Annotated in this window: 25 protein-coding genes; 11 read left to right on the forward strand and 14 right to left on the reverse strand. The window is 57.4% G+C overall.

The window, feature by feature from the left end; genetic code table 11:
- Positions 1-42 precede the first annotated feature (42 nt).
- Positions 43-360, forward strand: coding sequence for a DUF2794 domain-containing protein (locus C8N30_RS08985; protein WP_120222846.1), 318 nt, complete (start codon positions 43-45; stop codon positions 358-360).
- 38 nt (positions 361-398) lie between these two features.
- On the opposite strand, the gene C8N30_RS08990 is transcribed toward C8N30_RS08985, so the two are convergent.
- The 3 genes from C8N30_RS08990 to C8N30_RS09000 all read right to left on the reverse strand — a co-directional run bounded on the left by C8N30_RS08990 (position 399) and on the right by C8N30_RS09000 (position 3,017).
- Positions 399-1,190 (reverse strand): C40 family peptidase, encoded by a 792-nt coding sequence (locus tag C8N30_RS08990; RefSeq protein WP_025064173.1) that lies wholly within the window; start codon positions 1,188-1,190, stop codon positions 399-401.
- Entirely contained in the window at positions 1,187-2,569 is a 1,383-nt protein-coding gene (locus tag C8N30_RS08995; protein ID WP_025064174.1) for a leucyl aminopeptidase family protein, read from the reverse strand. Before C8N30_RS08995 ends, C8N30_RS08990 begins: the two co-directional genes overlap by 4 nt.
- Before the next feature lie 67 nt (positions 2,570-2,636).
- Positions 2,637-3,017: a hypothetical protein gene (locus C8N30_RS09000; protein ID WP_025064175.1), complete on the reverse strand. Its 381-nt coding sequence runs from the start codon at positions 3,015-3,017 to the stop codon at positions 2,637-2,639.
- 146 nt (positions 3,018-3,163) lie between these two features.
- Here C8N30_RS09000 and C8N30_RS09005 point away from each other — a divergent pair, with 146 nt between their 5' ends.
- Genes C8N30_RS09005 through C8N30_RS09020 form a run of 4 tightly spaced genes read left to right on the forward strand, consistent with a single transcriptional unit; the run spans position 3,164 to position 5,920 of the window.
- The gene (locus tag C8N30_RS09005; RefSeq protein ID WP_025064176.1) at positions 3,164-3,814 is read left to right on the forward strand and encodes a carbonic anhydrase; all 651 of its coding nucleotides are present in this window, start codon (positions 3,164-3,166) and stop codon (positions 3,812-3,814) included.
- Between the two features lie 41 nt (positions 3,815-3,855).
- Positions 3,856-4,839 carry a sodium-dependent bicarbonate transport family permease gene (locus tag C8N30_RS09010; RefSeq protein ID WP_025064177.1) on the forward strand — a complete coding sequence of 328 codons (984 nt, stop codon included), beginning with the start codon at positions 3,856-3,858 and terminating at the stop codon, positions 4,837-4,839.
- 3 nt (positions 4,840-4,842) lie between these two features.
- A complete protein-coding gene (locus C8N30_RS09015; protein ID WP_025064178.1) occupies positions 4,843-5,154 on the forward strand; it encodes a P-II family nitrogen regulator in 312 nt (103 codons plus the stop codon).
- Positions 5,155-5,188: 34 nt separating this feature from the next.
- Positions 5,189-5,920, forward strand: a complete 732-nt coding sequence (locus tag C8N30_RS09020; RefSeq protein WP_025064179.1) for a hypothetical protein — start codon at positions 5,189-5,191, stop codon at positions 5,918-5,920.
- 1 nt (position 5,921) lies between these two features.
- On the opposite strand, the gene C8N30_RS09025 is transcribed toward C8N30_RS09020, so the two are convergent.
- The 6 genes from C8N30_RS09025 to C8N30_RS09050 form a co-directional block, all read right to left on the reverse strand.
- On the reverse strand, positions 5,922-7,535 hold the full coding sequence (locus C8N30_RS09025) for a DUF4139 domain-containing protein (protein WP_025064180.1): 1,614 nt from the start codon (positions 7,533-7,535) through the stop codon (positions 5,922-5,924).
- 104 nt (positions 7,536-7,639) lie between these two features.
- Positions 7,640-8,662: an aspartate-semialdehyde dehydrogenase gene (locus tag C8N30_RS09030; RefSeq protein WP_025064181.1), complete on the reverse strand. Its 1,023-nt coding sequence runs from the start codon at positions 8,660-8,662 to the stop codon at positions 7,640-7,642.
- A gap of 77 nt (positions 8,663-8,739) precedes the next feature.
- Positions 8,740-9,924: an MFS transporter gene (locus C8N30_RS09035; RefSeq protein ID WP_025064182.1), complete on the reverse strand. Its 1,185-nt coding sequence runs from the start codon at positions 9,922-9,924 to the stop codon at positions 8,740-8,742.
- Positions 9,921-10,697, reverse strand: a complete 777-nt coding sequence (locus C8N30_RS09040) for an HpcH/HpaI aldolase family protein (RefSeq protein ID WP_025064183.1) — start codon at positions 10,695-10,697, stop codon at positions 9,921-9,923. The genes C8N30_RS09035 and C8N30_RS09040 overlap by 4 nt, the downstream gene beginning before the upstream one ends.
- Positions 10,698-10,763: 66 nt before the next feature.
- A complete protein-coding gene (locus tag C8N30_RS09045; protein WP_037968043.1) occupies positions 10,764-11,438 on the reverse strand; it encodes a winged helix-turn-helix domain-containing protein in 675 nt (224 codons plus the stop codon).
- 1 nt (position 11,439) lies between these two features.
- Positions 11,440-11,730: a hypothetical protein gene (locus C8N30_RS09050; RefSeq protein WP_025064185.1), complete on the reverse strand. Its 291-nt coding sequence runs from the start codon at positions 11,728-11,730 to the stop codon at positions 11,440-11,442.
- 174 nt (positions 11,731-11,904) lie between these two features.
- Between C8N30_RS09050 and C8N30_RS09055 the strand changes: the two genes are divergently transcribed.
- From C8N30_RS09055 to C8N30_RS09065, 3 genes are all read left to right on the forward strand, one after another.
- Entirely contained in the window at positions 11,905-12,435 is a 531-nt protein-coding gene (locus C8N30_RS09055) for a hypothetical protein (RefSeq protein ID WP_025064186.1), read from the forward strand.
- A 144-nt stretch (positions 12,436-12,579) separates the two neighbouring features.
- Positions 12,580-13,194, forward strand: coding sequence for a ribonuclease HII (locus C8N30_RS09060; protein ID WP_025064187.1), 615 nt, complete (start codon positions 12,580-12,582; stop codon positions 13,192-13,194).
- A gap of 106 nt (positions 13,195-13,300) precedes the next feature.
- Positions 13,301-14,401, forward strand: coding sequence for a site-specific DNA-methyltransferase (locus C8N30_RS09065; RefSeq protein ID WP_025064188.1), 1,101 nt, complete (start codon positions 13,301-13,303; stop codon positions 14,399-14,401).
- A 277-nt stretch (positions 14,402-14,678) separates the two neighbouring features.
- On the opposite strand, the gene C8N30_RS09070 is transcribed toward C8N30_RS09065, so the two are convergent.
- The 3 genes from C8N30_RS09070 to mutY are packed head-to-tail and all read right to left on the reverse strand — an operon-like array spanning position 14,679 to position 17,430.
- Positions 14,679-15,101 carry a response regulator gene (locus tag C8N30_RS09070; RefSeq protein ID WP_025064189.1) on the reverse strand — a complete coding sequence of 141 codons (423 nt, stop codon included), beginning with the start codon at positions 15,099-15,101 and terminating at the stop codon, positions 14,679-14,681.
- Positions 15,102-15,159: 58 nt separating this feature from the next.
- Entirely contained in the window at positions 15,160-16,305 is a 1,146-nt protein-coding gene (locus C8N30_RS09075) for an alkane 1-monooxygenase (protein WP_025064190.1), read from the reverse strand.
- 27 nt (positions 16,306-16,332) lie between these two features.
- Positions 16,333-17,430 carry an A/G-specific adenine glycosylase gene (gene mutY / locus C8N30_RS09080; RefSeq protein ID WP_025064191.1) on the reverse strand — a complete coding sequence of 366 codons (1,098 nt, stop codon included), beginning with the start codon at positions 17,428-17,430 and terminating at the stop codon, positions 16,333-16,335.
- Between the two features lie 119 nt (positions 17,431-17,549).
- On the opposite strand from mutY, the gene C8N30_RS09085 reads away from it, so the two are divergent.
- The 3 genes from C8N30_RS09085 to C8N30_RS09095 are packed head-to-tail and all read left to right on the forward strand — an operon-like array spanning position 17,550 to position 19,920.
- On the forward strand, positions 17,550-18,056 hold the full coding sequence (locus C8N30_RS09085; protein ID WP_025064192.1) for a DUF721 domain-containing protein: 507 nt from the start codon (positions 17,550-17,552) through the stop codon (positions 18,054-18,056).
- Between the two features lie 53 nt (positions 18,057-18,109).
- Positions 18,110-18,808 carry a DsbA family protein gene (locus C8N30_RS09090; protein ID WP_025064193.1) on the forward strand — a complete coding sequence of 233 codons (699 nt, stop codon included), beginning with the start codon at positions 18,110-18,112 and terminating at the stop codon, positions 18,806-18,808.
- Positions 18,808-19,920 carry a CaiB/BaiF CoA transferase family protein gene (locus tag C8N30_RS09095; RefSeq protein ID WP_025064194.1) on the forward strand — a complete coding sequence of 371 codons (1,113 nt, stop codon included), beginning with the start codon at positions 18,808-18,810 and terminating at the stop codon, positions 19,918-19,920. The genes C8N30_RS09090 and C8N30_RS09095 overlap by 1 nt, the downstream gene beginning before the upstream one ends.
- On the opposite strand, the gene lpxK is transcribed toward C8N30_RS09095, so the two are convergent.
- Together lpxK and C8N30_RS09105 are read right to left on the reverse strand one after the other, a co-directional pair.
- The gene (gene lpxK / locus C8N30_RS09100) at positions 19,921-20,919 is read right to left on the reverse strand and encodes a tetraacyldisaccharide 4'-kinase (protein ID WP_025064195.1); all 999 of its coding nucleotides are present in this window, start codon (positions 20,917-20,919) and stop codon (positions 19,921-19,923) included.
- Positions 20,919-22,151 (reverse strand): 3-deoxy-D-manno-octulosonic acid transferase, encoded by a 1,233-nt coding sequence (locus C8N30_RS09105; protein WP_025064196.1) that lies wholly within the window; start codon positions 22,149-22,151, stop codon positions 20,919-20,921. The genes lpxK and C8N30_RS09105 overlap by 1 nt, the downstream gene beginning before the upstream one ends.
- Between the last annotated feature and the right edge of the window lie 3 nt (positions 22,152-22,154).

A 22,154-nucleotide genomic window follows, 5' to 3' on the forward strand; every position in this document is an offset into this window, starting at 1 on the left:
AGTATGAATATTCCAACTCTCCCAAAACAGTCCGGCGCTGGGATGGCGCAGCGCCCCGCCGAGCAGGTCGCGTTCCACCGCACCGAGTTGTCGATAATCCTGTCGCTCTACGGCAGAATGGTAGCAGCGGGTGAATGGCGTGACTATGGCATTTCGCTCCTGCGCGAAGTTGCGGTATTTTCGGTATTCCGGCGCACGGCGGAAATGCCGTTATACCGGATCGAAAAACGGCCCAAGCTGCGGACAAAGCAGGGCGAATATGCGGTCCTCGGTCCGAACGGTCAGGTGCTAAAGCGCGGGCACGAACTTAAATCCGTGCTGCGCGTGCTTGAGCGGAAACTGATACGGGTGGTCGAGTAGCCCCCTTTTCCATCCATTCTGGCCAAGATGTAGCTTAATCATCCGCGGCTTGGCAGTCTGCGGTGTGAGGTTATTGCGCCATCACTCTGCGCGATGCGGTCGATCGCCTCTTGAATAGGCTCGAACACGACGGCCATAGCGTGCGCATTGGCATGGATAAGCGTCTCCTCATCCCATACCAGTGCTACATGCCCTTTCCAAAATAGCAAATCATTGCGCTGTGGATGTGATTCGTCCTCGATCAATGTGCCGAGTGCAGCTTCCTGCATATCACTGTCCCCGCTGCAGGGGATGCCGCAGGCCGCACAGGCCGCCTGAACCAAACCCGAACAGTCAATGCCCCACCTGCTGTTTCCGCCCCACAAATACGGCGTTCCCGCGAAGAGCGATGCAATGTCGGCTGGATCATCGGCAAAGTCGTCAATTGCGGTGATATGCTGGAGCGGAACGAAACCGTGCGTGGTCTGGATAAATCCATCTTTCTCGTCGAGTGCTGCGAGCAGACTACCGTGGCTCATCGCGCTGCGGTCGATGGATTTGAACGCCGCATTTTGATACCCGTGGCTTGCCGGTGCGCTGACTTTATGGGTCAGCTTTTGCGGCTTGCTCAAGGAGGCGATGCCGACAAATCCGCAATAACCGTCAGCAGCGGATTGAACATATGCCCAGCCTTCATGCCGCCACAAAACTTTCACTTCGGCACCCAGCAGCAGCTGGCGATCACGTGCCCCGTTCGGTTTCCGCAGCAGGTTCACCACCCCGCGCCCGATCTGGGCGTCTTCGTTCAGGCCGGAAAAGTCGGGATCGGGGGTCAGTCGGGGGTGGGTCATTTTGTCAATATCCTGTCGAGTGCGTCCAGTAACGCGCGGGTGCCTTGGCCCACGCCACCCTTGGCACGCGCAGGCGCGGCAACGGGTTGCCAGCCGTATATGTCGAAGTGTGCGTAGTTGCTACCTGTCACAAAGCGGCGCAAAAAAAGAGCCGCAGTAATGCAGCCTGCGAACCCACCAGAGGGGGCATTGTCCAGATCTGCAATGGCTGGTTCGATCATCGCTTCATAAGGATCATGAAAAGGCAGACGCCAAACCGGATCAGCCACGTTTTCCGCCGATGCCTCAAGCGCCGCAACAAATTGCGGATTGTCGCTGAAGTATGGTGCGAGATCGGGGCCGACGGCAACGCGGGCAGCCCCTGTGAGGGTCGCCATCGAGATGATCTGATCCGGCTTTCCTTCATCAGCGAGTGTCAGGGCATCGGCCAACACCAGACGCCCTTCGGCATCTGTATTGTTAATTTCGACCGTCAGACCTTTACGGGAGGTGAGGATATCTTGTGGTCGGAAGGCATTGCCCGCGACCGAATTTTCGACAGCCGGGATCAGCACGCGCAGCTGGATGCGGGCGCCTGTCGCCATGATCATATGGGCAAGTCCCAGAACAGCGGCGGCACCGCCCATATCTTTTTTCATCAGGCCCATTGATGCTCCGGGTTTAAGGTTGAGCCCGCCGGTGTCGAAACAGACACCTTTGCCCACCAACGTGAGCGTAGGACCAGTATCGCCCCACCTCATATCAATCAGGCGGGGAGCACGGTCTGCCGCACGTCCAACAGCGTGGATCATTGGCAGATTGGCAGCGAGCAGATCGTCGCCGACGGTCACTTCTATCCGCGCGTCGTGCTGCGCCGCAAGGTCGCGCGCCGCTTGTTCCAGATCGGGCGGACCCATATCCGATGCAGGAGTATTGATCAGGGTCCGCGTTAATGCCTCACCGTTTGCAATCGCCTCGATACGCGCCACGTCCACGCCATCAGGCGCAACCAGATATGCCTCCATCGGCGCAATGGTTTTGTAGCGGTCAAAGCGGTAGCTCGCGAGCAACCAGCCAAGCGCTTCGATCTCGAGCTGGTCATCGGAAATACCTCCGGCAATCCGGTAGGTTCCTTTGGGTAATTTTACCGCTGCAGCTGCTAGCGCAAAGCGGCCCCGCTTGCGAGTGGCAGCGTTGCCGTATCCCGCAGCCGCAAGCGCCGGCCATTCGGCGGTGGCGGGTAGGGAGAGCGTTTGGCCGATTGCACCGGTAAACCCGCTGGCCTGCGCCCATGCTGCCGTGGCTTCTGGTAGCGTCTTTATCCACGCCGCCGCGTCCTCCTGCGGAATGACATGAAGGGCGACTGCATCAGACGCGGCGGGGGCAAAACGTAAAGACATGGGGCGCGGGACCTCTCAATGGAATTTCCACCGAACCTATCCGATACAGCCCCCGCCGCAAGCCGCCTCAGATGCTGAGATCTTCCATTGCCCATATCGCAGATAATGACCGCTCACCGGTGCGCAACATGCGCGAAAGGGTGGCGGCGATTGCTACCTCGTCCTCGGCATCGATACAGTCGGTCACGTCCCGCGCGACCTGCGCCAAACGGTGCATCCCTATCTGGTCCGAAATTGCAATAAGCGAGCGCGCGTGCTTGCGAAGCTGTATGCGGTTGCTGGCCCGCCAAAGCGTCTCGCATTGCTCGAGTCGCACAGCAAGTTCCTCCATCGCGCGCGAAATGACATGGCCTGCGCCGGTCTCCCCCAGTTGAGCATAAAGCGTTCCCAACCGCACCTGATCGAGCTGAACAGGCTCCGCCAAGCGGATATTTACAATATAACTCATCTCTCACCCCTATGTGTGCCCCCACGGCTGAAATCCTTATGGCGGGCAGGGGTTTTCAAATGGTTGCTGGTATCGGGTGTTTTCGCTCGAATTCGGTTATAATTCAGTCTAACTGTGGGCGAACAATTTTCAGGAGACCTCGTTCCATGAAAGAGGCGAAGCCCCTACCGAACTACCTGTTGCAGCGATATCATGGCTGGAAAGCCACGACATACGCTGAAAACAGGGCGTGGTATCACAAGCTGGCGACAGACGGCCAACATCCCCGCGCAATGGTTATCTCGTGTTGCGACAGCCGTGTGCACGTTACGGCGATTTTTGGTGCGGATCAGGGAGAGTTTTTTATTCACCGAAATATTGCCAACCTCGTGCCGCCGTTCAAGCCGGATGGCGCGCAGCACGGCACCTCTGCTGCTGTTGAATACGCCGTGCAGGTTCTGCATGTGGCGCATGTGATTGTGTTGGGCCATTCCAATTGTGGTGGCGTTCAGGGCTGCCTGAATATGTGCGCTGGTCACGCACCCGAGCTTGATGCAAAAGACAGCTTTGTCGGGCGATGGATGGATATCTTGCGCCCGAAATACGAGTTGGTAAAAGATATTGACGATCAGTCGGAGCAGTTGCGCCAACTGGAAAAGCACTCGGTCATGATTTCGCTCGAAAATCTGATGACGTTCCCGTGGTTGGCAGAGAAAGTGACCTCGGGTGCGCTCACGTTGCATGGCATGTGGACGGACATCGGCGAGGGCAGTCTGGAGTATTACAGCCCTGCCACAGATCTGTTCGAGCCGGTATAGGGTCAAGCAGTTGACCCTAATATTCTACACCGGAGAATTGAATGTCTGAATTCTTAAGCCTCGCAGGGCAAAACCTGCTCTCGCCGATCATTCTCAGCTTTGTGTTGGGCCTACTGGCTTCACTTGCCCGCTCGGATCTGAACATACCCGAAGCGGTGGCAAAGGGTATGTCGATCTACCTGCTGTTTGCTATCGGCTTCAAAGGCGGTGCGAGTGTTGCGTCTTACGGGCTGGATGCACGCCTTGGATTTACGCTCTTGGCAGGAGTGGTCCTGTCAGCGTTGCTGCCGGTTATTGCTTTTGGCCTGTTGCAGGTGATGACAAAGATGAGCCGACTTGATGCCGCAGCTGTTGCCGCACATTATGGCTCGATCTCGATCGTGACATTTGTTGCTGCGACCTCCGTTCTGGAGGGGCGTGGCATACCTTCCGAAGGTTATATGGTTGCGGTCGCGGCGGCGATGGAAGCCCCTGCCATCCTTTCTGCGCTCTGGCTCATTTCACGTGGCGGTGGTGCGGACTCAAAGGGGATGGACAGCACGCTGATGCGGGAAATCATGCTCAACGGATCAATTGTTCTTCTGGTAGGGGCGTTCGCCATCGGTTGGATCACGGGCGAGCAGGGGCTCAAGGAGATCTCGAGTTTTATTGTAAATCCGTTCAAGGGCGTTTTATGCCTGTTCCTGCTCGATATGGGGCTGGTCGCTGGACGAGGGTTGCGCGGCGGAGGCGGTATCCTGACGCGCGGTGTATTGGCCTTCGGGGTTGTGATGCCGCTTGTGGGCTCGCTCTTTGGTCTCGGTGCCGGTTTGATGCTGGGGCTTAGCTCCGGAGGGGTGGCACTTATGATGGTCCTATCTGCTTCGGCGTCCTATATCGCGGTGCCTGCAGCGATGCGTGTGGCCCTACCCGAAGCGAACCCCTCTTTGTACCTGACATTGTCGCTGGGGGTGACATTTCCCTTTAACCTGACCATTGGCATCCCGCTCTATGTGGGTATTGCCATGGCCTTGACCGGAGGCTGATCCATGCAAACACACAAAGCCAAGCGTGTGGAAATAACCATCGAGAACGTAATGGAATCGCGCCTCACCGACGCGCTACGCAAGGCGGGAGTGACCGGGTATTCCGTGCTACCGGTATTGGGCGGATCGGGGCGTTCGGGCGCGTGGGACCGTGCGGGACAGGTGAGCCGTGCACAGGGCATGGTGCAGGTGGTGTGTATCATCAAGCCCGAGCGCCTTGATGCGTTGCTTGATGCGGCCTTCGCAGTGGTCGAGCGGCATATTGGTGTGGTAAGTATCGTAGATTGCGATGTGCTGCGAGCCGAGCGGTTTTAACCACACGTTAACCATATCCATCGCAGATTTGGGTATGGAATTGGAATCAGTTACCCTCAAACTACCCCGTGATCTGTTGTCAGGCGCACAGCGCGTTGCAACCGCGCGTGATGTCACAATCGGCCATATGGTTCGCCAACTGCTCAAGCGCGAGGTGGATCGACAGCTGTCTAGAACTGGTCCCACCCAAACAGATCAGCGCCTCCTCGCTGCCTTACAGGCGCTTCTCGCTCGCGACATGGCTGAGGCGGGTGGCTGGGATGATCTGGCAGAACGCTTGCGCCCCCATGGCTACGAGATGCGTCCATCGGGGGCGGGTTGCGTGTTGTACAAATCGAGCTGCGACACACGCATCTGTAAAGGCTCCGAGCTTGGCTTTCCCTATGCTGCGCTGGTGGAGCGTTTCGGTGGGCCGATGCCGTCCCATGCAGCGTTTAAAACCGCGCTGGGTGTTATGCCTGCAGGCCGGATCGATCCCACGCGGCGGGCAATGATCGCCACTCATATCGAAAGCGCGAGAAGCTGGCCCGACCTGATCAACCGCCTTGCGTGCAGCGGGCTGGAGCTGCGTGCTGTAGGTCAGGCCCTTGCTGTACACGTTGTCAGCACCGGCCGTCATCTGTGCAACTCGGGGGCGGTTGGCGCGGAATACGAACAGCTCATAGAAAGATTTGGCAAACCGCTTCCCAGCCGACCATCTGGAGATCACCAGCATCCCGATGTGCCACCCCTCGGCGGCAGCGCAGAGGTTATTGCCCCATCCTAGATCAACGAAGGACCATCCCTTCTGGCCAGCGAACTGTCTGGGTAATCGTCACTTCCTGGGTTGCATTGGCTGGCAGCGTGAAGTTCCACTGGGTCAGGCCACGGCGGTCCTCCACATCGGTTTCGCTCGCTCTGGGCTCTGCATTCCACTCAATCTGCAGATCGTCCTGCTCACTATAGGGTACGCCCTCAAGCAGTTCGACATTCCATGATTCAGATCCGAGATTTTCAACAGACAGCCGCACGTCCTGAACCTGTGCATTGTTGCGATTGATAAACCCCCGGTCGCCTTCGCTCTTTTCCAGAACTGCACGGGTGAGGCGCAGATCCTCGATTGGCCCGAACGCTTGCGCAAACGTGCCGCCTGCCGGAACCGGCGCGAAATTGCTTTGCCCCACAAGGGCGCCATCCACAAACACCTGTGCGCTATCAGCCGCGAGAAGCGGCTCCCGCGTGGTATTTGTCGCCTCTGCCATCAGAAATGCAGTTGTGTCGCGCGAGGGGACTGCGCGCGCAAAGACGCGGGCATCAAAGTCCAGCGCATCCAACTCAACCCGCGCTCCTTCGGCATCACGCGCCACGCTGATCGTATTGGGCAGCGTGTAGGTCACACCGGGGCCGTCGAAATTCGGCTGTGGGCGCATTGTTTCGTTGATCATCACGGGCGCCGCTAGGGCGTCTGCGGTCAAACCGCTCTGGTTACGTTGCAGCTTGGCACTCTCCTGCGGGTCCCCGTATTGCAGCAGGGGCGGGTAGATTTCGGAGGGCATCACCTGCCCGCTTGGCGCGAGGGTTGAAAGTGTCAGGATCACATCCTGCCAGTTCTCTCCGGTGCTTTGATAGATCAATGCGGCGCGGCGCAGTGTCATATGCGCGTCGTTGCCACGTGTGAGAAGGATATCATATGTCGGCTGCCATGAAGCCTGTGCAGGATAGCTGATGGAGGCAATCACCGGCCCTGCCTGATCTGCCGCAATAGACAGGGCAAGAAGTGTCTTTGGTTCTTCCGGAGGTGTAAGTGCCACCAGTGCGGTACGGGCATCTTCAAGCGCGCTTTCGAGATCAGGGCGGGCATCAGTAATATCGCGTACGCGTCGCAGAGCGGAAATTTGTGCCGCTGTCGCTTCAAGTGTCTGTCCCTCGATCATCTCGCCCAGACCAGCCAATTCCTCGGGAGTGGAGGGCAGCGTGCCGCTTGATGAAAGTCCTTGTAGGAAGGTCAGCCGCGCTTGGGCTGCTTGCACGGCAAGGCCTGCATCCTGCGCACGGTCGTCCAGATATGTCAGGGCGCGCTCTGCGGTCTCGATCCGGTCTTTTGCCGCGGTCACCTCGGCACTGTCTTTATCTTTCTGTGGGGGCAGCGCATCATTGCGCAGCCGCGTCCCGCTCAATATTGCGCCTTCCAGAGACACGCGCAAACTTCCCGCATTCACCCATTGCGGCAAATCCGGCAGGATCAGTTCATGTGCTCCAACACCCACCTCGACAGTTACATCACGGGTCACCAAGGCAAATCCGCCATAAACGGTGACTGCGGTCGGAGCTGAACTTACAGTAAACGTTTCGGCGAGGACGGGCAGGGGAAGGGCGGCGAGGGCAAGAGTTAGTAGACGCATGATGACAAAGTCCTTTTGTTCAGGATTAAGCATGCAGTGCGGCGCGGCAAAGAAAAAGGGGCGCCATTTCCGGCACCCCCTCAGTGTTTCCAAATGGGCGGAAATCAGCCTTTCTTGAGGACTTCGCGACCCAGCAACTCAGCGATCTGAACAGCGTTAAGGGCCGCACCTTTGCGCAGGTTGTCGGAAACGCACCACAGGTTGATTCCGTTGTCGATCGTGCTGTCCTGGCGAATGCGGCTGATGAAAGTTGCATAGTCACCTACGCATTCAATCGGAGAAACGTAACCGCCGTCTTCACGCTTATCGATAACCATGATGCCGGGGGCCTCACGCAGGATGTCGCGCGCTTCGTTTTCGTCGAGGTGATCCTCGAACTCGATGTTGATGGATTCGGAGTGACCGACGAACACCGGCACACGCACACAGGTGGCAGTAACCTTGATCTTCTGGTCGAGAATTTTCTTCGTCTCGACCATCATCTTCCATTCTTCCTTGGTGTCACCGGAATCCATGAACACGTCGATCTGCGGAATGACGTTGAACGCAATCTGCTTCTGGAACTTCTTCGGCGGCACGTCGGTGACCGGATTATAGATGCTTTTGGTTTGATCCCACAGCTCGTCGGCGCCTTCTTTGCCTGCACCGGACACGGATTGATAGGTGCTGACCACCACACGCTTGATCGTGGCGCGGTCGTGGAGGGGCTTGAGTGCGACAACCATTTGCGCGGTGGAGCAGTTCGGGTTGGCGATGATATTTTTCTTGGAATACATATGGATCGCTTCGGGGTTCACCTCCGGCACGATCAAAGGGATATCTGGATCATAGCGGTATAGCGACGAGTTATCGATCACGACGCAACCCTGCTTTGCTGCGGTCGGAGCATATTTTTTTGTCGCGTCAGACCCTACGGCAAACAATGCCATATCCCAGCCGGTAAAATCGAACGTATCAAGGTCTTTTGTCTTCAGGGTTCTGTCGCCAAAGCTTACTTCCGTGCCCAGCGAGCTGCGGCTAGCAAGCACAGCAAGTTCGTCCACAGGGAACTGGCGCTCGGCCAGAATATTCAGCATTTCGCGGCCCACATTGCCTGTGGCACCTACGATCACGACGCGATAACCCATCTCGGTTACTCCACTATTGATGTTTGATGGTCCGCGCCTGTTATACCGCTTTGCCCATGGGGGAAAGGGGCAGTACGTCAGGCGCTGTCGGGTTTGGTATCTTTGGCGAATACATAAATTATCAGACCGGCAGCGAGCGCTGCTGCAAAGAACGTCAGAATGGTAACAAAGGGCTGCGCGCTCCATGCCGCCGGCGTAGAGGCGGTATAGATCCGGCCTGTCACAAACTGCGCAATCCCGACGCCGCCGATGCTGCACAGATTGAGCATCGTCACCCCCCGACCCACCAGATGGCGCGGCAGGAGGCTTCGGCCATGTGCCATGATCGACGGATACGTCGAGCCGAAAAATCCGATTGCGCACATCAGCGCAATCACCCAAAGCACACTGGTGTCGGCCAGCAGGATCATTCCCACCGTGGCCAGCAGCATGCCGCAGCTACCCCCGAAGATAACCCACTTACGGCTTCCGAACACACGGTCCAGCGGGCTGTAGGCCATCGGACCTATCACCATGGCGATTCCCATGGCAAGTGTTGCCTGACCGATCAGGCGTGGCTCTGCGTTGAATACCTCTGTGAGATAGGGCCCAATCCACAGACCGCGCAGCGCGCCTAATTCGGCATAGCTCACCAACATCAGCGGGAAAATGAGCCACAGCGCACGGATGCGCAGGACCTCGGCAAAGCTGCCCTTTAGGGCGGCAGGCTCTTTTTCGGGATCGCGGACAGCTATCCAGATGCCGGCAGCCGTTAGTGCCGAAAGCGCGCTTAGCCCCCAAAGGGCTGCCCGCCATCCCATTGTCTCGGCAGCGAGAGTGGTTGGGTATGAAGCCACAATATTGCCCAGCGTACCTACTCCAACCATCACGGCAGCCAGAAATGCAAACCGCGCAGGCGGATGATCCAGCGCGAAGATATAGTAAGACGCCATTAGGACAGGCGCGCACCCTATTCCGATTAGAGCCATTGCAACCACAACATGGGCAGGTGTTGTCGCCAAGGCAAACAGCGCCGCACCGCCCGCGCCGCCCAACAACAATAATACCGAAGCCGTCCGGCGGGGACCGATTGTATCAAGGGCCCAACCGATCGGTGGTTGCATCGCTGCGAACGTGATGAACCAAAGGCCGGATGCAAATGCCAGATCCTCTGGCGAAGCGCCCAGATCATCCGCCAGAAACGGACTGAGCACAGCAAGGAAAGCGCGGAAAAACTGGCTCAGCACATAGGCAAAGGCGAGCAGCGCGATGCCGGTATTCATTCCTTTGTCGCCTGCCATTTTTGCGCCAAGGCACGCGCCGCCTGACCCAGCAGGAGTACATCGGCGCCGACGGCTACAAACTGCGCGCCAGCAGCGATCGCATCATCTGTCATCGAATCACGTGTTGAGAGGATGCCAGGTGCTTTGCCTGCTGCCCTGATCCGCGAAATGGCGTCCATAATTGCCGTCTGTACGTCCGCGTGATCGGCATTGCCCATATGACCCATGTCCGCGGCCAGATCGGCAGGGCCGATAAATACACCGTCCACGCCATCTACCGCCAGAATATCATCCAAAGCGGCCAGCCCGCGCCGGTTCTCCACCTGCACCAGCAGGCAAATCTGCGCATTCGCCGTCGTGCCGTAGTCGGAAACTGTGCCGAAACGTGCAGCCCGTGTTAGGGCATATCCGACACCGCGATCTCCATGCGGAGGATAGGTCACATCACGGACAAGCTGACGCGCCTGATCCCCACTCTCCACCATCGGGACGAGCACGGTCTGCGCGCCGGCATCCAACACCTGTTTGAGCATATACGTCTCGCCGACAGGCACACGGACAACCGCATGGGCATTGGTAGCTGCCAGTACCTGCAACTGTGCAAGGATCGAGCGTAGATCATTTGGCCCGTGCTCACCGTCGATCACCAGCCAGTCAAACCCCGCCTGTCCCATAATCTCGGCCGAGAATGTATCGGCCAGACCCAGCCAGCAACCAAATTGCATCTCGCCGGCAGCGAGTGCTCGTTTGAAGGGGTTGAGAGGAGCGGGCATTAAGGTGATCCTTATCCAGAGGCATTATCGCACTCTAGTGTCCGATTGCCTGCAATGACCAGTGCCCTAGAGCACCTTGATCACATCCTTGTCTATGGCGAGCATATAGCCGCGGCGCGCAATATTCTTGACCAGCAACTCGCTCACGATCTGGTTGCCTAGCGTGTCGCGCAGGCGCTTTATGCGGGTGGCCCCCGCCGCCTCGTCGCAGTCGGCGGCATTTCGGCCCGATATCACGCCCTCAATCTCGGACCCTGACATGATATCATCATCCATACGAGCTTCGGCGAGCACCGCCAATGTCTCCATTGCGGCCGGGGTGAGGGAAAAACCGAGGTTGTTGAGATAGACCTTGTTCTCCTCGCGGCTGATAAGCAGTGAGGATACCTGAATGCCTGTCCGCTCGATCTGGGCCATGCGGCGGTTAAATGTGATCAGCAGCATCAGCAAAACAACTGCCGCGACCAGCATTGCTGCGGCAAAAATCAGCAATACACCGATCAGCACACGGTAATTGGTAAGCGTGTCGGAAAAGGCCGTGCCCGACTGTGCGAGGATTTCCAGCAGCTTGATCTCGGAGGCAGAGGTAAGCGTGTCGTTCTCCATGAAAATACGTTCTACACGCGCATTGAATGCGTTGGCGTCAGGCAGGGCCCAAAACATTACGATCGCACCGATTGCCAGCAGCGCGGCAACGACACCGATCCCGATGATTACAAAACGGCCACCATTACGGCGCATTTCAGAAGCGGAGGAAATTCGATCCGGCACTATTTTTCCTTTGCGCAAGCCCCTCGGGCCCAAAGACCGAGACGACATTCAGCAGTTTCCAATTCGCCGCGCCCAGACGTTGCGCCAGCTGGGCGTTTGCGGAGGCTTTCGTACAAGGCCCATGTACTTCGGCCACACCGTAATGCAGCCGGAGCGGATTATCCTGCTTTGCCTTGTAGTCGGCGTAACAGTCGGCGGCGAAGGCGGGGCCGGTCAAACCCAGCATCAGCGCTGCAAAGAGGGAAAGGCGTATATGTTTCATACACCGGACGATGCGCTTTTCCATGCTGATATACAATATCCGCCGCAGCAGCGCACGGCTGCTATCGGATAACATCGTCGCGTTATTGCCTGTCCGGCAAGGTCCGTCCCAAGTTGATCCCATACCGCAGCACGTCACCACAACGCGCCGCCTTTATCTTAAAGGATCTCACTCATGAACTTTGCATTCCCCTCTCGCCTTGTCGGCACGCTTAGCGCGATTGCAATCGCCTTGACGACCCTGACCGCCGTGCCAGCCCATGCCGACAACAAGCGCGCAGTGCGCACTGTCGCGACGATCCTTGGTCTTGCCGTTGTGGGCAAGATCATTCACGACAACAATAAGGACCGATCGGACGGACGCGCTGTCGTTGGCACATCGGGTCACGGAAACGGATATGGCAATGGTCATGGAGGGGTGCGCCGCCCGGGCAATGGTAACGGCCATGTAACCACGCATCCACGCCCGCGGCCACTGCCTGCGCGGATTGATCGTTCCCTTCTGCCGGGCAAATGTTTCTACAGCGTTCCCAGCTATCAAGGTCAGGTGCAAATGTTCGGCCGTCGCTGCCTCGAGCAAAACTACCATTATGCAAACCGCCTGCCGCAAAGCTGCTCTGTGCGGGCGCGCAGCAATCGGGGCACCTATGTCGGCTATGACGCGCGCTGCTTGCGCCGCAGCGGTTACAGTCTGGCGCGGCACTGATTTGAAATTCGATGCGCTGTCTTTGACGGCCGCGTATTGAACCCCGCGCTAAAGAGAATACAGCGCGGGTCAGAAGGGAGGGATGTTCGGGCATCTCTCCCTTTTTGCTTGCGCGCTCCGTGCCCATACGGTTTGCGTGGCGCTATGGAGCCTGATTACTCATTTGAAAGTGCTGCCCGCGCCCGCGGCTTTGCCCGCATCGCAGGTATTGACGAGGTCGGGCGCGGCCCGTTGGCGGGGCCGGTGACGGCGGCAGCGGTTGTTCTTGACCCCTCGCGCATCCCGGAGGGACTCAACGACAGCAAGAAGCTGGGAAAGAAAAAGCGCGAGGCGCTCTATGCCCAGATCATGGAAGTTGCCGATGTCTCAATTGCCCATGCCACGGTTGAGGAAATCGAGGAACACAACATCCTGCGTGCCAGTCATATTGCGATGGTCCGTGCGGTCGAAGGCCTCAGGGCACCACCAGATTATTGCCTGATCGACGGGAACATGGTGCCGCGTGGATTAACGTTTCCCTCCGAGACGATCATCAAGGGCGATGCCCGTTCGGTTTCCATTTCGGCGGCCTCAATTATGGCCAAAATATGTCGAGATTATGTCATGTTGTCCTTGGCGCAACAGCACCCCGGTTATGGTTGGGAAACGAACATGGGTTACGGATCAAAAAGACACATATCTGCACTTCAAGAATTGGGGGTAACCCCACACCATAGACGTTTGTTCAGGCCGGTACACAATATCTTGTGGCAAGAATAATTCGTAAGGGTATGATTCAATAAACAAATTGACCACGAATCCCTCTGTCGTCATCTTGGGTCTCAAGCAACGAGTGCAAAAATGCACCGCGCAATGAGGCAGAGCAATGACAGTAAAAACGAAGGAAGCGCAGGCGCTTCCCCTGAACACGATCCTGGGCGGCGATTGTATCGAGGTGATGAATTCATTGCCCGAAGCGAGTGTCGACCTGATCTTCGCGGATCCCCCCTACAACCTACAGCTGCGCGGTGACTTACACCGCCCCGACAATTCCAAAGTGGATGCGGTCGACGACCATTGGGACCAATTTGACAGCTTTGCGGTGTATGACGCTTTCACCAAAGCATGGCTGAAAGCGGCCCGCCGTTTGCTCAAGCCGAATGGTGCGATCTGGGTTATCGGAAGCTATCATAATATCTTCCGCGTTGGTGCCGCACTGCAGGATCAGGGCTTCTGGATCCTCAACGATGTGGTCTGGCGGAAGTCGAACCCGATGCCTAATTTTCGTGGTAAACGCCTCACGAATGCCCATGAGACAATGATCTGGGCCGGTAAGGACGAAAACAGTAAATACACCTTCAACTATGAGGCGCTCAAAGCGCTGAATGAAGGTATCCAAATGCGTAGCGATTGGGTTTTGCCGATTTGCAACGGTCACGAGCGTCTGAAAAACGAAGATGGCGACAAAGCGCACCCCACCCAGAAACCCGAAAGCTTGCTTCACCGTGTGCTGGTCGGCTCGACCAACCCCGGTGATGTGATCCTCGATCCGTTTTTTGGAACTGGCACTACAGGTGCTGTTGCCAAAATGCTGGGCCGTGATTTCATCGGGATCGAGCGTGAGGAAGAGTACCGCAAGGTTGCAACGAAACGCATTGCTAGCGTTCGTAAGTTCGACAACGAAGCACTACAGACGACAACATCGAAGCGCGCGGAACCTCGTGTTCCCTTCGGCCAATTGGTCGAGCGCGGCATGCTGCGCCCGGGTGAAAACCTGTATTCTATGAACAACCGTCACAAAGCCAAAGTGCGCGCCGATGGCACGCTGATCGGTGCTGACGTAAAAGGCTCCATCCATCAGGTTGGCGCTGCCCTTGAAGGCGCGCCCAGCTGTAATGGATGGACATACTGGTGCTATAAAAAAGAAGGAAAAAGCGTCTCTATTGACGTATTGCGCCAGCAGATCAGAGCGGAAATGCAAGCCTGATCCACCCCCTGAATTCGAACACCGCCAGTGTCACCGCGCCTTTAAAATAGGGGTCGCGAAGATGACACTCACCTTGGCCCCGCCTTTATGGCGGGGCTTTTTTTACAAATTTCATTTTAACGTAGATCGCGATACCCATCGACGCGGTAAGAAATAGCTTGATCAAAGCATTCAGAAGAACGTTCGCGCAAACAAAAGAATTATCGCTCTACACGCCTTAGAAGCATTCAGGCTTGAAAATCTGCGTAACATCTTACCCCTGAGGCTACATAACGTGCTAACTCAGTCGTGCCCGTTTGCGTGACTCGTTGCGCATGGCCTGCTCCACATATCGTACGCCGAATTCGGCCTTGTTGACGACAAAAAGCACCCCGGCTGACGCTGCTTTTTCCCACATGAACGGTGTTGGCCAATCGCTCACCATTATCACCGGAATGCGAGAAAGCTTGGGGTCGAGAGACAGTTCAAGTGCGAACTCCGCCCCGAGACCGTCGGGCATGTTATTATCCAAGAGAATAAGAGAAATTTTCCCCGCCGCCAGCGCCTCTCGGGCAGATTGCAAGGTTGCCGCGACCCGGACCTGCATTTTTCCCTCGGAGCGCCCGATAACGCGGGTCATCATTTCCTGATCAAACTGGCTGTCTTCGACAATCAGACAGGTCGCGTCCTGCGACGATCTGGTGGTTGCGTACTGCTGCATAAGAATCCCCTGAAGGCTAAGATATCTCCAGATATCGCCGCAAGGGATTAAAAAGCGCTTAGCGTGGGTGCGGAGTCTGTGCTTTGTTATAAGCATTCCAGTCGGTCACTTCAGGGTAATACGCTTCGCGCCATTGCCTCACCCGCGGGTTCATCACCCTACGCCAAAGGGGCGGCATCATAGCCAGCATCGTCATCACGGGATAGCCAAAGGGCAATTGCGGCGCCTCGTCGGGCCCGTATGTTTGCAGCACGGGAAAACGGCGATCGGGTTTGTAGTGGTGGTCCGAATGGCGCTGTAGATTTATCAACAGCCAGTTGGAAGCTTTGTGCGCGGCGTTCCAGCTGTGGCGGGGCTGGACATGCTCGTATTTGCCGTCGCCCAGATGTTTGCGTGTCAGGCCATAATGCTCGATATAATTGACCAGCTCCAGCTGCCAGATCGCGACGCCTGCCTGCACAACAAAAAGGCCCACACCTGACCAGCCTCCGAGTGCAAAGGCGATTGCGAAAAAGACGGCCTGCAAGCTCCAATACCGCCAGAATGGATTGCTGCGGTCGGTCCATGGCAACGATTTGCGCGCCAGCATCGCCTTTTCTGCGCCGAATGCACTGAACCAGCACTGGCGCAGCACGCGGGGATAGTAGCGGTGGAACCCTTCGTTATAACGCGCCGTGACGGGATCACGCGGCGTCGCGACATAGCGATGATGCACGAGCATATGTTCGGACCGAAAATGCGAATACAGCACCATCGCCAACAGCAGGTCGGCCAGCCAGCGCTCCATCTTGCTTTTCTGGTGCATCAATTCGTGGGAATAGTTTATGCCGACCGTCCCTGTGATCACCCCCAGCCCGAAAAACACGCCAATTCGTTCTAATGTCTCCAGATGTGCGGCCTTTGGAACGTACCAAAGAAGACTGACCAGCAGCATAAACTGTACGGGTGCCCAGATAATCGTAATCATCTTGTGCCAATAAAGTGCGGCCTCGTCAGTATTCACGTCAGCGTTGTCGGTATTCAGCCCGAGGGCGGCGTCGAGGGCTGAGAACAGGTACCATGTGGCCACTGGTACGATCAGCAAGGTCCAGCCACCATAAAGCGCCGAGATCCACGCCAGCGGAACCAGCCCCAGTGACAGCCAGAACGGCAAGGCACTGCCAAGCTTTGTAAACCGAGATTGAGAAACGGTATTGTTTGTCATGGCTTTAGCCCCACTGTTGTTCACCAACTATAACAGCGAACCGTCTTTTGTCATATGCGGTGTTGCGTCAGTATGCAGAAGGTCGAATGCCTTGCGCATTACCGTGGGAAGATCTGACGGGCGAAAGTCATCACGCGGTTTGAATGTGCCCGCAATAGGCGTCGTATTCTGTGGGAGTTCCGCGGACACAACGCGCAAAATCAGGTGAAAGTGGGTAAAGGTGTGGCGCACATCGCCGGCCATCAGGGTCCAATCCCCCGCTGCTGGCGGGCTGCTGTCGGGATGCGCCAGTGCCACGTCGACCCAATCCGACCCCGGCCAGCCCAGCATGCCCCCCAAAAGCCCCTTTTCCGGCCGCGTTTCCAGAAGCCATGCGCCATCTGTACGCTGCCCCAAGTAAACTGTGCCGTGGCGTACCGGCTTGGCCTTCTTCGGTAGCTTTTTTGGCAATTCGGCCATCGTGCCATTTGCCCGCGCCGTGCAGGCATCTTGCAACGGGCATATACCGCAGGCGGGTGATTTTGGCGTACAGATCGTTGCCCCTAAATCCATTACCGCCTGCGCATAATCACCTGCGCGTAAAGAGGGCGTATGGGTTTGCGCATGGATCATCAACTGTGGCTTGGCATCGGGCAGGGGGGTGTGCAGATCATAAAGGCGCGCCATCACCCGCTCCACATTTCCGTCCAGAACCGCATGGGGCAGATCAAAGGCGATCGAAGATACGGCCGCAGCAGTGTAGGGTCCGATACCCGGCAGCTTGAGCAGGGCGGCATGATCGGCAGGGAAAACTCCGTTATGTTCCGCGACCACGGCCCTTGCACATTTCAGCAGGTTTCGCGCGCGCGCATAATAGCCAAGTCCGGCCCATTCGGCCATTACATCAGCATCCTGCGCCGTTGCAAGATCGCGCACTTCGGGCCAACGCGCGATGAACCGGATGAAGTATTCCTTCACCGTGGCAACAGTAGTCTGCTGCAGCATGATCTCGCTCATCCAGATGGCGTAAGGATCGGGTATCCGGCCCGCACGGCGTGCCTGCGGCGATACACGCCACGGCATTTCACGCGCGTGAACATCGTACCAGTCGAGCAATGTTACACTGATGTTATCTTTCTCACGCACTGTTTATGAACCAACCCCTAATTGACATGGTGGCAGGGCCTCTGCCTTGCGCTATAACGATCAGCAATGACATAGCGCGGCACCGCACAAGGTGCCAGCATCCAGACAAGAAAGCCATTATGCCACCCCGCCGCCAGACCACAAAAGGATTCGCCCGCACAGCAAGTCTGCTCACGGCTAAAATCCGTAAAGCGTCCGAAAGTCGGGGGTTTGCACAATCGCGTCTGCTCACCAACTGGGCAGAGGTTGCAGGCGAGGATGCTGCCGCGATCTCTCGACCTGTCGAAGTTTCGTATGGGCGCGGCGGTATGGGGGCCACGCTCACGCTGCTGACCACGGGGGCCAATGCGCCGGTTCTGGAGATGCAAAAAGAACAGCTGCGCGCGCGGGTCAACGCGGTCTACGGTTATAACGCCATAGCGCGGGTGCGGGTGACGCAAACTGCCGCGACCGGATTTTCTGAAGGGCGCGTTGCGTTCGAACATGCGCCAAAGAAGATTGAGGTCGCGCCCGATCCTGCAATACGTGCGCGCGCCACCCAGACCGCAGCAAACATTGGCGACGAAAGCCTGCGCGATGCCCTTGCACGTCTGGGCGAGAACATATTGAACAAACAAAACCGCTAAGCGCGCACTATGCGCGCTGACTTGTGAACGATCAAAACGTAAGGACATCCGATATGAACCGTAGAAACATCCTCCTTGGTGGCGTTGCCTTTGTTGGTCTCGGCGGCTGGTACCTGACCAGCAACCGCAGCACGACAACCGTTGCTTTCCCTGATGCATCGCTTGCAGATACATCAATGCCCGGAGCGGCAAATGCCCAAACAACAACGGGCGACGTAGATACATCCGCGATTCCCGATATGATTTCAGGCAACCCTGATGCGACAGTCGAAATCATCGAATACGCTTCATTTACCTGCCCGCATTGCGCGACCTTCCACACAGGTGCCTACAAGCAGCTGAAGGCGGATTACATCGATACCGGAAAGATCAAGTTTGTTTACCGCGAGGTCTTCTTTGACCGCTTTGGTTTGTGGGCTTCACTTGTGGCGCGCTGTGGTGGACCCGAGAAATTCTTTGGCATAGCCGACATGATTTACGCTGATCAGGCAGGTTGGACCAGAGCGGGTGAGCCTGCGGCGATCGTTGAGGAACTGCGCAAGATCGGCCGTCTGGCAGGGTTGGACAACGAGACCCTCGAGGCTTGTTTGCAAGACGCCGACCAAGCGCAGGCGATGGTCGCATGGTATCAGCAAAATGCGGAGGCTGATGATATTGACAGCACTCCCAGCTTTTTGATCAACGGCAAAAAATATTCCAACATGTCGTATGATGCTATGAAAGACATCATAGACGAAGCATTGGCAGGCTGATGGCTGCCCCGCTTGCAGGTCTGAAGGTCATTGAGCTGGCCCGTGTTCTAGCTGGCCCATGGGCGGGCCAGACCCTGTCCGATCTGGGTGCGGAGGTTATAAAAATCGAGAGCCCCGAAGGTGATGACACGCGCCAATGGGGCCCTCCTTTTGTGGAGCGTGGCGAAGATCGCTCCTCGTCCTATTTCCATTCGGCGAACCGTGGCAAAGCCTCTGTTGTTGTCGATCTGCGCAGCCCGGAGGGGCAGGCGAAGATGCTGGAGCTTCTGGAAGGCGCTGACATTCTGATCGAGAATTTCAAAACGGGAGGTCTGGCTAAATACGGTCTCGACTATCACAGCCTCAAGGGTCGGTTTCCCGAGCTGATCTACTGCTCGATCACCGGCTTTGGCCAGACCGGTCCCTATGCCCACCGCCCGGGATATGACTTTATCATTCAGGGTATGTCCGGTCTGATGTCCATCACCGGAGAGCCGGACGGCCCGCCGCAAAAGCATGGGATGGCGATCACCGACATCTTCACCGGTATCTATTCAACCACGGCTATCCTTGCCGCAGTCTACCAGCGCGCCAGCACCGGCTTGGGCCAGCACATTGACATGGCGCTGATGGATTGTGCCGTGGCGATTACCGGCAATCAGGCGATGAACTACCTTACCACCGGCACTGCCCCGACACGTCTGGGCAATGCGCACCCGAACCTCACCCCCTACGAAGTATTCGAGACGTCGGATGGGCATATCATCATCGCAACCGGCAATGACGGCCAGTTCCGCCGACTGTGTATGCTGTTGGGTCTGGACGATATGGCCAGCGATCCAGACTACGCGAGCAACGCCCTGCGCGTGGCGAACCGTCCGGCGATGAATTCGCGCATTGCTGCTGCGACACGTATGAAAACTCGCACGGAGTTGTTGCAGGCCTGCGAGGAAAATACTGTTCCCGCAGGGCCGATCAACACGATGGAAGATACGTTCAACGATCCTCAGGTCAAAGCGCGTGGTATGCAGATCGAGCTTGATGGCGTGCCGGGAATAAACTCCCCCTTCAAGTTTTCGGGCGCAGAACTGTCATTACACCGTGCCGCGCCCAAACTGGGCGAAGATGGATAATCACGTCTTTCGGGCCGCCTCGGCAAGCTTCTTGAGGGCAGTGTAAAGCGCATTGCCCTCCTCCAGCTTAAGCCTGACGGGCAGTGTAATCACTTTTGTCCGAAAGGCAGGCGGCAAGCGCACAGCGTCTTTTTCTGTGGTCACCAGTTGCGCACCTTTCGCACGGGCATCCGCTTCAAGCCTTGATAGAAGTGCGCTCGTCAACGGTTGATGATCCTCGAGCGGCTCAGCATGGACGAGCGTAGCTCCAAGGCCGCGTAAAGTGGAAAAAAACTTCTCCGGATGTGCGATACCCGCAAAGGCCAGCAGGGGAGTGTCGGTCCAGTCCATGCCCGTTTGCAAGGGGGCCAGGTGGGCGCGCACGTGCGGCAGACCTGCTGGAACGGCGCTGGTGTCAAACTTATCCTGTGCAGCCATATCGCCGATCGACAGCAGCAGGTCAGCTCGCGCGAGGCCTGTCTGCACCGGCTCACGCAGAGGACCCGCAGGCAGGCACAATCCGTTGCCGAATCCCTTTTGTGCATCCACTACAACGATGCTCAGATCATAGGCCAGCGCAGGATTCTGAAATCCATCATCCAGCACAATCGCCTGCGCTCCTGCCGCCTGCGCAGCTTTGGCTCCCGCGGCGCGGTCCTTGGCAACCCATACTTCGGCAAACGCGGCAAGTAAGAGCGGCTCATCGCCTACTTGGGCGGCGGTATGCTGGGACGGGTTCACTTGAACAGGCCCTTCAAGCGTCCCACCGTACCCTCGGGATACAATATGAGGTTCAAGGTAGAAATCCCGCAGATATTCAGCCACTGCGATCACCGTGGGCGTTTTGCCCGTGCCGCCCGCGTTGATGTTGCCGATACACACAACGGGGATATCCATTTGCATAGGCGTACCATGCGCCAACCGCCGCGCGGTCGCGCGGGCATAAAGGGCGCCGAGCGGTTGAAGCAGCCGCGCCCTAATCCCTGCGCGGGGCCGGTGCCAGAAATCAGGGGCACGCATCAGGACACCCCCTGAAGTGTATCAAGGGTGTCTTGTACCAGATCGGTGATGCGGTCGGTGAGCGCCGCACCTTCGGTCACCACATCCCAACCGGCATGCGCCATCAGCGCCGCCTGATCCGGTGCCACAAGGCGTGAAACGGCCATTCCAAGCGCGGCACTGTCGTTGATAATACGCGCTGCACCGGCGGTTGCGAGGCGTGAATAACTTTGCAAATGGCGGCCTACGCGCGGGCCATAAAGCACTGCAGATCCCAACGCCGCTGCCTCCAGCGGGTCAACGCCGTGCCGTCCTGCCACAAGGGATCCACCCAGAAATGACACAGGTGCCACGCGGTAAAACAGGCCAACATCACGGACGTCATCACTAATCAACACCTGCGTCGTCTCGTCAGGGTAATTGCCGTCATCCCAGCTCAGTACCCTGAATTCTTGCGCACGGGCTTCGGCAAAAGCGTCTTGTGCAGTGAGGTTGCCTGCCGGGCGCAACACCAGCAGCAGACGGTGCGACAGCCGCAGCGCCTGCCGGTGGGCAGCCAGTACGGTTTGCAGCTCTTCTTGCTGGACGCCGTTCGCAAACCAAATGGCGCGGCCCACACAGGTTGAGGCAAGGTCGGCCAGATCGGTCTCGTTGCAAGGCAAAGCCTGACCACCCGCTTGCAGCGCACTCGTAATCTCGATGTCGTCCTTTTCGAGGCCCAATTGCGCCAGACGCCGCGCAGTAGCCGGGGTTCTGACCATCACTGCTGTAAACAGCGGCAACAAATTTCGGGCCACATCAGGCAGCCAGCGGTCGCGACGGCCGTCAAAGCCTGCGGTGTCAGCATCTACTAGGTAGAGAACGCAATTGCGCTGTGATGCCATGAGGATCAGATTTGGCCGCAAACCGCCCCATATCCAGACACAGCAATTCGGGGCCCAATGGTCTAGAAATGCGGCGACACTTTCAGGGTGTTCGTCGCAGACAACGGTTAGGTGCACACCCAAAGGTAGCGTTGCATCGTCCCTGTCGGTGTCACGGGGCAAGGCGGTCATTGATATGAGTACATTCAGGCCCGGCCTGCCAGCTATCTGGCGACTCGCAAGATCCTGCACGGCCAGAAATGCCTCGCCTTCTGCGCAATGTATCCACAGCAGCTCCCCCACTGGACGGAGCTTATCAAAGACCGGCATCCGCGCCTCCCCGCGCCGTACCAACGCACGATAAGCAGTCAGACCAAAGGAGCCGGCCATACT

This window comes from Sulfitobacter guttiformis (assembly GCF_003610455.1).
Taxonomy (GTDB): domain Bacteria; phylum Pseudomonadota; class Alphaproteobacteria; order Rhodobacterales; family Rhodobacteraceae; genus Sulfitobacter; species Sulfitobacter guttiformis.